Genomic DNA, 11669 nt, shown 5'->3' with positions numbered 1-11669 from the left:
CGCAGGAGCGGCCCCCAGGCCGCGACGGATGTCCCCCTCGTGGTGGCCGGAGTTTTGATCAAGGCCGCCCGCCCGCCCGTCGCGACCGCACCCGACCGGGCGTCGGCTCGCACTGCCCCCTTGCAGAGGCGCTTGCTTCGATGCTAAGTTTTCCCTGACCCCAGCCGCCCAGCAGTTGGATTTCCTATCCCTCCTCGGCTGGCAGTGCGCGGGGCGCGGCGCCCGACCCAGGGTTGCCCCGCCTGAGACCCCCGTCACGGCCGGGCGCGCACCGATTTCGCATCATTGCCCCCGACCTTTACCCTTGGAGGAGCATTGCATGATGGCCGAAATCCCGACACCGTCGGCACGCGTGCGCCTGCAGAGCATCGATGTTCTGCGGGGCCTGGTGATCGTCATCATGGCCCTGGACCACTCCCGCGACTTCTTCTCCAACTCGCACGCCTACTTCAACCCCATCGACGTCACCCAGACCAGCGTGGGCTTCTTCCTGACCCGCTGGGTCACCGATTTCTGCGCCCCGGTCTTCTCCTTCCTGGCCGGACTGGGCATCTATCTTTCCGCCTCGCGCGGCAAGCCCAAGGCCGCGGTCGCGCGCATGCTCATCACCCGCGGCCTGTGGTTGGTGGCGCTGGAGCTGACGGTGCTGCGGGTTGCCTGGTACTTCAATTTCGATTACACCCTGCTCAAGGCGGGCGTGATCTGGTCACTGGGCTGGTCCATGGTCGCCCTGGCGCTGCTCGTCCGGCTGCCCGCGCGCCTGGTATTGATCCTGGGCCTGGCGATGATCCTCGGGCACAACCTGCTCGACGGCCTGGCCCCCGCGGACTTCGGGCGCTTTGCCGGTCTCTGGACCGTCCTGCACGGCACCGGCTATGTGCCGCTGTTCGGCGACGTGCGCCTCCTGGTCGTCTATCCGCTGATCCCCTGGATCGGGATCATGGCGGCGGGCTATGGCTGCGGCCTCGCACTGAAATGGGACCAGGCCGACCGGCGGCGGCGCGTCTTCCTGATCGGCCTCGCGATGACCATCGCCTTCGTGGTCATCCGCGGACTCAACGGCTATGGCGATCCGCACCCCTGGGCGACCCAGCCCGATCCGCTCTTCACCGTGCTGAACTTCCTGGCCTGTGAGAAGTACCCGGTGTCCCTGTCCTATGTCCTCATGACCATGGGACCGGCCCTGATGCTGCTGGCCGCCCTGGACCGTCCGAACCTGCCCGCCTTCACCCGCCCGCTCGACATCTTCGGGCGGGTGCCGTTCCTCTTCTACGTCCTGCACCTGCCATTGCTGCACGCCATAGCCGTGGCCTGGTCCACCTGGCGGTACGGGGCGGCGCCCTGGCTGTTCGCCAATCCGCCGGGAGGCAACTGGCCGCACGATTTTCACTGGGACCTACCACTGACCTACGGCGCCTGGGTGGCCTGCGTGCTCCTGCTCTACCCGGTCTGCCGGTGGTTCGCCGACATCAAGTCCAGGCGCCGGGACTGGTGGCTTTCGTATCTGTGAGGCGCTGAGTCAGTCTCGCGGCCAGCCCGCCCGGCGCCCTCCCAAACAGCGGTTTGCTCCCGGGCAAACCCCGTCGACTCGCATTTTGCCCTGGCAGAGCACCTTCCTTGGCGGCGACGTTCCCCCTGACCCCAGCCGCCGTGCAGACGGATCTCCCATCCCTCACCCTAATGTTGACCGGTGCCGGGATGTTCCGGGCGGGAAGCCCCCTATATCAGATGCGGCGGCCCGGCTGGCTGGGCGCGCATGCCGTTATTCCCGGTGTGATTTCACCCTGACCCGAGGTCGATTGTCATGAGCGATGCATTGCAGGCCGCGGTGGCACGTCAGCGTATGCTGCTGCATGGGCGCTTGGCCGACGCGCTGGCGCGCCTGGCGGCCGCCTGCCGCGAGGCCTGGGGCGCCCGGGGGGACCTGGAGCGCCTGCTCGGCACCGCCCTGCAGACGCTGCCCTACTGCAAGTACCTCTACCTGCTGGATCGCGAGGGGCATCAGGTGACCGCCAACCTCTCCCGAGACGGGGTCCTGCCCGAGCACTTCGGCCGCGACCGCAGCCGGCGTCCGTATCTGGTCGAGGCCCTGGCCGGCGCGCCCTTCTCCCTATCCGCGGCCTATCTGAGCCGCAACCAGCGCCGACCTTCCCTGACCGCGGTCGCGCGCCTGACCGACGCCGCCGGCGCCCTGCTGGGGTTCCTGGGCGCGGACTTCGACCTGCGCGATCTGCCGCTGACCCGCGAGCTCTACCGGCAACCGGACCAATGGCTCCAGATGAAGGGGGACCCGGCCATCCGCGGTGGGCTCTTCTACCAGCAGCGCGTGGACAGCCTGATGGACGCCCGCATCGACGAGGTGTTCGACCTCGTCACCGAGCTGGTATTGGCCCACGGCGTATTCCATGCCAAGCTGCATTTCTCCAGTTCCCGGGCCACCCTCTGGCTCTTCGACGACCCCTATCGCTACCGGGTGCTCGACTTCGAGGACCTGAGCAACCCCGGCAGTTGTCTCGCCTATCCACGGCGCGACTATGCGGACGCGGCGCTGATCCCGGCCGCGCAGGTGTCCAGAGTCTTGCGCGCCTTTCACGAGCTGCGCTTCATGGACGAGAACATCTACCTGCGCGCCGGCTCGCTCAACATCATGAACGGCATCGTCTCGCTCACCTTCTCCTGCGACGGTTCCCACTATCTGCGCTGGGACGAGTTCCTGGAGAAGAGCCTGGACTTCTGGATCGGGGCCGGCGTGTTTTGTGCGGTCGGCGCGCCGGTGGGGGACGATGCAACCGAGACGGCCGCAGGGGGTCTGGCCGCGCCGCACACTGGGCCCTGCCCGGAGCCGGCCCCCCACGACAGCGCCTCGGCGGGCCGGGAAGGGACCTATTCACCATGACGGGGGCCCCCGACTGTCGTGGCCTGGTACTGCGCCGCGCAAGTCGTCAGGCCATTGGCGTAGGGTGCGCCGTGCGCACCTTCCAAGGCTGCGGTTGAACGAAACGTCCTGAGTCTGGGCCGGCGCCCCGGTGCGCGCGGCGCACCCTACCGGCACAGGTTTTTGCCAAAGGTCCGAGCATTTCCATCCGGGTGTACCAGTGCCCACCGACGCACCACCCTGAAACCCTTCCGCACACTGGAGCCGAAGCATGCGCCCGATCCGCTGGAACAGCCGCTATCGCAGCGGTGACGCCGAGACCGACCGGCGCAACCGCGCCTTCGTCGATTGCCTGAACAGCCTGATCGACGCCGCCGGACGGCGCGAACATTGCCGGGAGTTGGAGGATGTCATTTCCCGGTTGAGCGCCGAGGCGGAGCAGGTTCTTCAGACCCACCCCGCCGACAGCGACCTGAGTACCGTATGGGGTCACCGCCTGCGGGCGATGCTCCCCTTAAGCCCCCACGGCAGCCCCGCCTGTCATCAGTGCGGCCTTTGCGACTTGGCCCAACAGAAGATCGCGGAACACCTGGCGGCCCCGGCGCAGTGTCTCTTCCGGCAGGGCTGACGCCGGTCCGGTCCGTGCCGGAGTAAGCCAGGACTCCGTAGCCGAAGGTAACTGCGTCGTCGTGAGACGGGGTGGAGAGCAACCGGAGGCGAACTGGCGGGCCGCAGAAGACGAACCCGATTCGGCGGGGAGCGCGTGGCGAGCCTGCCGGGAGAGGGCGAGGCCTGAAACTCACTCCAGACTGCAATGGCGGTGACAGCGATGTTGGGACGCACCTTGTGGTTGGGGGTGGAACATCACGAAGGTGGGGCAAGGTGAGCGGGGAGACCTGTCAGCCAGGTGAAGGTCGGCAGGAGTCAGACCCCTCATGGTACCGAGGTCCGGAGGTGGCCACTAACACCAAGGTCCACGAAGAAGCCGGAAAGATCAGTGCCGGCGAATGTCGGGGGGGAGCTTTCATCTTCCGGGGTGGCAGAGCGACCTTCCATGGCCGTTAGCGGGAAGCGGCGCCGCATCCGGCTGAAGCCGCTCCCACCGCGTCGCCGCGCGCTTTCAGGGTAAACCCCGGCACTTCGGGGCCTGCGTGTAACGCGCATCCGCATCGACCAGGAAGCGCCCGGCCCGGAGAAAATTGCGGCCGACCAGGATCGGGTAGGAAAAGGCCCGACGGTCGGCCAGCGTCATGCGCTCGGTGATCGTCTTGTCGGCGAGACAGATCTCCATCATGACCACCGGCCGCCGCGTCGTACCGGCCGCGCCTTTGTTCTTGATCCTGATCCAATCGACGATATCACGCTGCACGACGACGGTCCCGCCCTTACCGTCGGCAATGGAAAACACGACCCGTTCGGACGTTCCCGGCGTATCGCTGCCGCTGATCTTCATAATAGCGGCATCGATCGCGCCGAGGCTGGCACCGGTATCGATACGCGCCGACTGTTCTATCCCCAGAGCCGTGAGGCGCACGTTCTCCGCCCACCCGATGACGGCCGACATGGGCGCCCGCGAGGCCTCGCACGGGCCATCTTCGCTTCCTGCCTGTGCAAGCGCCACGGCTGTTGCCAACGCCGCCAAGGCGACAGACGGCAATACCAGTACCGACCGACGAAAACAGCACGGCAACACGTAGCGGCCTCCGCGAGGAATCGGACTCGACAGTCGGTCGACGGATGAATCATTCGACCCCGTGGCCGCATCCCGCAGCGATGTTGCGAAAACTGCCGGTCGGCGTCAAGCCATGCCACATGCGTTGGCACGGCCTTGATCGTCCTTCCGGCCATGGAGGTCGAGGCTTTAGCCGGTCCAGCGTGCAGGCGCCACTGATTTCGCTTGGATATCTCGGGAACGGCCACCGGCTGAAGCCTCGACCTCCGGTTGTAGGCGGACCGCCACCGGCCGGAACGACAGTGAAACCCGCCCGGGGCCTACACGGCAAACGACGACGGCGCGACGGCAAAAGCCCAGCGGACTCAATGACTCCGCGGCTGAACATTTGCTGACAGGGTCACTCAGGTTGCCGCTAACTGCCCGAGGCTAGGCTGCGCCCAAGTCCCGATCGCTGCGGTCGCGACTCCTGCGCTGCGGCATTGCCATCACGATGCTGCGGTTGCCCGTTCGCGCCGGCTGACTCGTCATGTGAGGTCCAATGAGCGCAAATGCACAGATCGCGGCCGGGCGGATGTCGCAGCCGGGTGTGGTCTATGAACGACCGGCGGCCTCGGCGGTGCCTGACTGGCCGGTGAATGACGCCGGTCTCACGCTCGCCAGCCGGATCACGGCGGCCCGGCTGGTGATCGCGTTGGTCAGCTTTGTCTTCATACCATGAGGGCCCTGGCCGCCTCCAACAACATCGTCATAGCAGCCGACAAACTCAGCAAGATCAAGGGGGTGTTATTCATGACCGCGATGCTCACGATGATCGGTACCCAGGCCTTCGTGGCCGACCCGCGGCCGACTGCGGTACTGCGTGCGGCCGGCACCGTCCTGGCGGTCACGGGCCTGCTCCTGGCTTATGTCTCCTTGACGCGCGTGTTGATACGCCATCGCACGGAGTTGGGGTAACAGCCATGAATCTCCGTTCCCTAACCTCGGCGCCGCGCTCGGGTGCGCAGCCCGGCGCAGATCAGGACAGCCTGATGCTCGACGATGCGACCGCGGACCGACTGCTCGAACTCGGCATCAGCCGGCGGCGTTTTCTGTCCTATTGCGCCGGGCTCGCATCCCTGATGGCCCTGCCGCAGTCCATGGTGCCGAGCCTGGCCGCCGCCGCGACCGCGCGCACCAGACCGTCCGTGGTTTACCTGTCGTTTCAGGAATGCACCGGCTGTCTGGAGTCCATGGTCAATTCCTTCCCCTTCCAGGGCGGTGGCACCATCGAGAATCTGATTCTCAACCTGGTCTCACTGGACTTCCAGCAAACCCTGATGGCCGCCTCCGGCGAGCAGGCGGAAGAACAGTTGCGCAGTGCCACGAACCGCTCGGGCCATGTGCTGGTCATCGACGGGTCGATCCCGGCGCAGGGGAACCGCGGCTACTTTGTCAGCGGCGAAAAAAACGGGGTGGTGCGCTTCCGGGAGGCGGCCGAAAACGCGCGCCTGATCATCGCCGCGGGCACCTGTGCCAGCTTCGGCGGACTACCGAAGGCGGACCCCAACCCAACCGGCGCGGTGTCGGTCGGCACCCTGCTGCGGCAACTGGGAATAAAGAAGGATCTCATCAACGTCCCGGGCTGCCCGCCGATCCCGGAGGTGTTGACCGGCGTCATCCTGTACTACCTGGCCCGCGGCAAACCGGCACTCGACGCGCTCAATCGGCCCATGATGTTCTATGGCCGCACCGTGCATGATGGGTGTTATCGCGAAGAATCGTTCGAGGACGGACCCCATGCCCGGTCATTCGACGATGCGCACGCCCGGGCCGGGGGCTGTCTGATCAAGCTCGGCTGCAAAGGGCCGGTCACCCATAGCGCCTGTGCCAGGATCGGCTGGAACCAGGGCACCAGTTTTCCCATGATGTCGGGGCACGGGTGTATCGGCTGTACCGAGCCGGATTTCTGGGATCGTGTCAATACCGGAGGCACCAAGGGTTTTTATGTACCACTGGGCCACGACAGAAGCGCGCGGGGTCCCATCGCGGACGGACCGGCGCAAAGGGGAAGGACGGGCGGCAACGGGGGCCATGGCCATGAGGATGACGAGGACGACGAGGACGATGACGACTGAGGCTACTGCCGCGCGCGCGCCGCATTCGCACACTCGATTGACTCGGTCGGTTAAGTGACGAGTCAAGAACAAGTCAAGACAATCGCTGTCGTTGTCGCTGTCGTTGTCGTTGTCGTTGTCGTTGTCGTTGTCGTTGTCGTTGTCGTAATCGGATCAGCGATGCAAGTTTGGCATGAGCAACCCGCTGTCTGTCGGGTTTCGATTCGTTAGACAGGCTGGGCGTACAAGGCCGCCAAGCGTATTAAAGGCTTCGATCACCACGCTCGGGGCCAACGCATCCTCGCGGGGATCACCAACTCGATTACGATTACGATTACGATTACGACAACGACAACGACAACGACAACGACAACGACAACGATCGAAACGCCAAAAGGCGTCCCCTGATGGACTTGTTTAACTTATCAGTGAACCATCCCTAACCCACGAGACCGACCATGACCACCGCGCCCAATGTCATCATCGATCCGGTAACCCGTATCGAGGGCCACCTGCGTATCCAGGCCTTTGCCGAGCCTGACGGCCGCGGCGGCGGGGTCATCCGCCGGCCGGGGCTCTGTGCGGCGACCATGGTGCGGGGCGTCGAACGCATCCTCCAGGGCCGCGATCCGCGCGACGCCTGGGCCTTCACCCAGCGGATCTGCGGGGTCTGCACCGTGGTCCATGGCGTCACGTCGGTGCGTGCCGTCGAACATGCCATCGGCATCAAGGTGCCGCGCAATGCCGACTACATCCGCAACATGATGATCGGCGCCCAATACGTCCATGACCACGTCATGCATTTCTACCACCTGCACGCCCTGGACTGGGTCGATGTCGCGAGCGCCCTGCGGGCCAACCCCGCCGCGACCGCGCGGCTGGCGCAGGAGAACAACCCCGGTTTCAAGGCCGACAGCGGTGCACTGCCGAACGCCGCCTATTTCCAGGGCGTCCTGAACCGGCTCACCGGCGCGGCGGGCGGCGGTCAGTTGGGACTGTTCGGGAACGGTTATTGGGGCCACCCCGGTTATCGTCTGACTTCGGAAGAGAATCTGCTGCTGCTCTCCCACTACATCGAGGCCCTGGCCTGGGCGCGGGAAGTGGTGAAACTGCACGCGATTTTCGGCGGTAAGGACCCGCACCCCAATCTGGTGGTCGGCGGGATGCCCTGCACCCTGAGCAGCAACCCCGGGCGTGTGAGCGAGGACGCCGGCGGGACCTCGCTCAATAACGCCGGGTTTGCGGTCATCCGCACCGCGATTGCCAGGATGCAGGCGTTCGTCGACCAGGTCTACCTGCCGGACCTGCTGCTGCTGGCGAAGCGGTATCCGGAGTGGGCCGGTTACGGTGCGACGGCGGGGAACTTTCTGTGTTATGGCGAGTTTCCGGACCCCGCGCTGGTAAAGACCGAATTCATCGACGGCGCCGGCGATTATCCGGCGGGCTACATCTTTCCACGCGGGGTCATATGGGCGGGCAGTCATGATCGGCTGGCCGCCTTCGATCCGGCCCTGGTCACCGAGAACGTCGCGCATGCCTGGTATCGCGGATCGGCAACGGGGGTGCACCCGTCGGTCGGTTCGACCGAACTCAATTATACCGGACCGGCAGCCGATGGCGGATCAGGCTATATGCTCCAGGAGCAGGGCAGATACTCCTGGATCAAGTCGCCCCGTTACAATGGCCAACCCATGGAGGTCGGCCCCCTTGCGCACATCCTGACGATGCATGCGCGGGGCACCCTGCCGACCGACACCCTGGTGCGCGGCTATGTCCGCAAATATTGGACCAATCCCAAGTCCGCGGGGGGCTTGGGATTGACGTTCGCGCAGCTCAATTCGACCCTGGGCCGGGTCTTTTGCCGGATGCTCGAGACGAAGATCCTTGCCGATCAGATGTCCGTCTGGTACCAGGGCTATCATAAGGGCCGGGCTGGTCCCTATTGGAATTCCAAGGCGTTTACGCGCCTGCGGGAGCCCGCGTCCTGGCCCAACGCCGTCGGTGTCGGATTCACGGAGGCCCCACGCGGGGCCCTGGGGCACTGGGTCACGATCGATCCGGGGTCCGGCAAGATCGAGAACTATCAATGCGTCGTCGCCAGCCAATGGAATGCCGGGCCGCGTGATGCGGGTGCGACCGCAGGCCCCTACGAGCGCGCCCTGGTCGGCCTGGTGCTGGCCGATGTCGCCCGACCGCTGGAGGTGCTGCGCACGATCCATAGTTTCGATCCCTGCATCGGGTGCGCGGTCCATATCGCCGACCCGGACGGACGGGCGCTGGTACAAGTCGATGTGAGACACGCGGCCGGATCGGGTTCGCTGGTATGAGGCCTCGCTGTTGCGAGGACCTCACGCTCGCTCGCCGCAACGTCGCGGGCGCTAGGTGATCACCCCATGACACTACATAGGGACGGTTGCGTTACCGCCCTACCGGACACCACGTCGGCACCGAACAGGAGGCCATCGACGTCCTGCTCTCGCAGCTTGAAAAATCAGCTTGCTACGTTAACCAAGGCCACGATGCTGGCGGCAGAAGAGGCAATTTTGGTTAACTTGGGAATGCCCAAGCAGGCGAGCCGTGTCGGGGAATTAAGTATACTGTCCGCTATATTTCCATCTATATGACTGAAAACGATATTTCGTGGGGATACCTCAGGGTCTATCCTTGTTTCTGCCTGTTTCTCCATTGACATATCCGTGGTACGTCCCCAACTTGTCCGTCCCCTATTTCCCGCAAGGCGCCAGGAAGCAGAAGAATTCTCTCACAAAGGCACAAAGGCACAAAGAAGAGGAGGAGTCATCGCGCCAAGGCGCCAAGCTCGCCAAGGAAGACAAGGAGGTGATGGTGCAATCCTTATCACCTGCGCAGTGAGGAAGAAAACCTTGGCGAGCTTGGCGCCTTGGCGTGAGAAATCCTTTTCACTCTGGACGCGGAGATTCTTGGCGATCCGGGTCTGTGGCGGTGAGTGACGCCTTGCGCCTTATTCTCGGGGCGAGTTTCCCACCCTGGCCGCGGTGCGCGGGGTACTGGGGGGCGGGTCTCACACCACCATCAGCGAGGCCCTCAAGGGCTGGCGCGAGCGGCGCCAGGTCAGCCAGGCCCGGGCCGAGGCGGTGCAGGTGCCGGCGCGGGTGCAAGAGGCGCTGGTTCAGATAGGGGCCCAGGCGGGGACCTTGGTGTGGACCGAGGCGCCCCGGCAGCACGCGGCCCAGCTTGCCGCCGAGCGCGAGGCCCTCGACGTGGAGCGGCAGCGCAGCGAGGGGGAGCGCCGGGAGGCGGTCGAGCTCGCCGACGAGTCGGGATCTGGATCAGGTCCGCGGCGAGCGTGACCAGGCGTTACAGGCCGTCGCCCAGGAGCGCCAGGGCCATGACCAGGCCCGCGGCGAGGCCCGCGAACAGCGCGCCTTGGCCGAAGAGCGGGGCCGGCGCGGCGAGGCCCAGGCGGCGAGCTTCGCGAGCAGCGCCGGCAGGCCGGAGAGAGCGACGGGGAGTTGGGCCAACTGCGCGGGCAGCTTGAGGCCCTGCGGGGCCAGGTCGATGACCTGCGCGAGACCCGCGCCCGGCTCGAGGCCGAGCGCGACCAGGCGCGGGCGGCCGTCCACGAGGCCCAGGGCGAGGCCCCTTGACGAGATCGGGTCGCAGGTCCGGCGCATCCAGGGGCAGGGGGCCGCCCTGGAGGCGCTCCGCGGCCAGGTGGCCGAAGCCGCGGCCGAGGGTGCCCGACTGAGCGGTGCCCTGGACCAGGCCCGTCAGGAGGTGGCTGCGGCGACGCTGCGAGCCGACGCGGCCGAGCACCAGGCCCAACGCACCGCCGAGGCCCTGGAGGCGTCACAGGCGGCCTTGACGGCGGCTGAGACGGCATCTACGGCCCTGCGCCTTGAGGTAGCCACCCTCACCGAGCGCGCAGCCCAGAGTGCTGATCTGCGGGCCGTCATTGCCACCTTGCAGGCACCGGCAGCCACCGAGACGGAAGCGCCCGCGTTGGATCTGGAGCCGACACCGGAGCCAGCGACGAAGAAGCCATCCCCCCGGCGCCGGACATAGACTAAATGGAGTTTGGCCCCTTATCCTTCCTATAGCACCAGATGGTCTGTGTCATAAGCGTGAATCGCTGATGGTACTATCTTGGCAAACCACCGAAGAGCGGAAATGATCTGGAAAACAGAAATGCCCTCTTCAAAAGGCAGCCAGTAATCTGCTATTAATAGATCGGGGCGTACATTCGGAACGCTAAACCGCGCAAAGTAAAGGTTCTCATTCAGCCTGTTAACGAATGCGTGTTTCAGTTCGAGGGGTGCGGCGTCAGCTAAGCCGAAAACCGCCATAAATTTCATTAACTTTATGTTTTCATCGACAACCAGGGTGACCCTAACAGAATCCATTTCTACCGTCACGTTGCCCATTCCATCCAGGGACGACGGAATAAAGGCTCGTTTGAAAAATAAAGTAAGGCCGGCTTCCGTTACTTCTGCTTCGGAGAGAGCTTCAAGAGTTGTCATGCTTAAATCTGCCTTTATTGCATAATTTCTGTAACCACATGCTTAGGAACCTGAAATGCTTTCTCTCTTTGTCTCTTCTCCAGGAGTGGTTTCAGGATTTTCGCTCTTTGGACAACGCTCTCAAGGATAATTGCGTCAGTTGAATATTGATCCCAAAGCTCCATTATCTCCGGTTCGAGCGTATCTATCGAAATCATACCTGTTCGGGTGGTTGTTAGCGTTCCCCAAACGTAATCTGCCGCTTCAGTAATTGCTGCAATCCCTCGTGTGAACCAATCTCCGGAGTAAACGGTAGTGTCCAAGCCGCCAGACCAATGAAGGTAAGTACCTTAATTTAAATATTTGTAGAGGCAGGTCGATTTCAATAAAACCATTTAATTATTAATATTTTGCAACTATCCTGACTGCTGGCTTTCTAACTAAGCATAGTAGGTCACCAGCTTGCATGTATTGTTGGTCGACCACGCTTCATCCAGTCGTTTATGAGAAAAACGGCTTTCGCCTCTCTGCCTGAGTCTCTCATTATG

12 protein-coding genes and 1 pseudogene are annotated in these 11669 nt (G+C 64.1%); 10 read left to right on the top strand and 3 right to left on the bottom strand.

Annotated elements, in window-relative coordinates; translation table 11 throughout:
• The first annotated feature begins 322 nt into the window (after positions 1-322).
• The 3 genes from QZY48_RS18740 to QZY48_RS18730 all read left to right on the top strand — a co-directional run bounded on the left by QZY48_RS18740 (position 323) and on the right by QZY48_RS18730 (position 3503).
• On the top strand, positions 323-1510 hold the full coding sequence (locus tag QZY48_RS18740; RefSeq protein ID WP_295434042.1) for a heparan-alpha-glucosaminide N-acetyltransferase domain-containing protein: 1188 nt from the start codon (positions 323-325) through the stop codon (positions 1508-1510).
• 294 nt (positions 1511-1804) lie between these two features.
• Entirely contained in the window at positions 1805-2896 is a 1092-nt protein-coding gene (locus QZY48_RS18735) for a PDC sensor domain-containing protein (protein WP_295434040.1), read from the top strand.
• A gap of 250 nt (positions 2897-3146) precedes the next feature.
• Positions 3147-3503, top strand: coding sequence for a hypothetical protein (locus QZY48_RS18730; RefSeq protein WP_295434039.1), 357 nt, complete (start codon positions 3147-3149; stop codon positions 3501-3503).
• 492 nt (positions 3504-3995) lie between these two features.
• Here the strand turns inward: QZY48_RS18730 and QZY48_RS18725 are convergent, their stop codons facing one another.
• On the bottom strand, positions 3996-4439 hold the full coding sequence (locus tag QZY48_RS18725) for a RimK/LysX family protein (RefSeq protein ID WP_295434038.1): 444 nt from the start codon (positions 4437-4439) through the stop codon (positions 3996-3998).
• Positions 4440-5088: 649 nt separating this feature from the next.
• Here QZY48_RS18725 and QZY48_RS18720 point away from each other — a divergent pair.
• From QZY48_RS18720 to QZY48_RS18690, 7 genes and pseudogenes are all read left to right on the top strand, one after another.
• The gene (locus tag QZY48_RS18720) at positions 5089-5268 is read left to right on the top strand and encodes a hypothetical protein (RefSeq protein ID WP_295434036.1); all 180 of its coding nucleotides are present in this window, start codon (positions 5089-5091) and stop codon (positions 5266-5268) included.
• Positions 5265-5504: a hypothetical protein gene (locus tag QZY48_RS18715; RefSeq protein WP_295434035.1), complete on the top strand. Its 240-nt coding sequence runs from the start codon at positions 5265-5267 to the stop codon at positions 5502-5504. Before QZY48_RS18720 ends, QZY48_RS18715 begins: the two co-directional genes overlap by 4 nt.
• Before the next feature lie 5 nt (positions 5505-5509).
• Positions 5510-6664: a hydrogenase small subunit gene (locus QZY48_RS18710; RefSeq protein ID WP_295434034.1), complete on the top strand. Its 1155-nt coding sequence runs from the start codon at positions 5510-5512 to the stop codon at positions 6662-6664.
• Positions 6665-7101: 437 nt separating this feature from the next.
• The gene (locus tag QZY48_RS18705) at positions 7102-8970 is read left to right on the top strand and encodes a nickel-dependent hydrogenase large subunit (protein ID WP_295434032.1); all 1869 of its coding nucleotides are present in this window, start codon (positions 7102-7104) and stop codon (positions 8968-8970) included.
• A 672-nt stretch (positions 8971-9642) separates the two neighbouring features.
• A pseudogene (locus tag QZY48_RS18700) lies at positions 9643-9972 on the top strand (DNA-binding protein); the annotation flags it as partial.
• 162 nt (positions 9973-10134) lie between these two features.
• Positions 10135-10269, top strand: a complete 135-nt coding sequence (locus QZY48_RS18695) for a hypothetical protein (RefSeq protein WP_295434030.1) — start codon at positions 10135-10137, stop codon at positions 10267-10269.
• A 67-nt stretch (positions 10270-10336) separates the two neighbouring features.
• Complete coding sequence (locus QZY48_RS18690; RefSeq protein ID WP_295434027.1) at positions 10337-10687, top strand: hypothetical protein; 351 nt, start codon at positions 10337-10339, stop codon at positions 10685-10687.
• 29 nt (positions 10688-10716) lie between these two features.
• Here QZY48_RS18690 and QZY48_RS18685 read toward each other — a convergent pair whose 3' ends face one another.
• Positions 10717-11142, bottom strand: a complete 426-nt coding sequence (locus QZY48_RS18685) for a YbjN domain-containing protein (RefSeq protein WP_295434023.1) — start codon at positions 11140-11142, stop codon at positions 10717-10719.
• 14 nt (positions 11143-11156) lie between these two features.
• Entirely contained in the window at positions 11157-11444 is a 288-nt protein-coding gene (locus QZY48_RS18680; protein ID WP_295434000.1) for a hypothetical protein, read from the bottom strand.
• Positions 11445-11669 lie beyond the last annotated feature (225 nt).

The sequence above is a fragment of the uncultured Thiodictyon sp. genome (assembly GCF_903828115.1).
Classification (GTDB): Bacteria; Pseudomonadota; Gammaproteobacteria; order Chromatiales; family Chromatiaceae; genus Thiodictyon.
The sequence above is the reverse complement of the archived record's forward strand: the minus strand, read 5'-3'. Positions and strand labels throughout refer to the sequence as shown.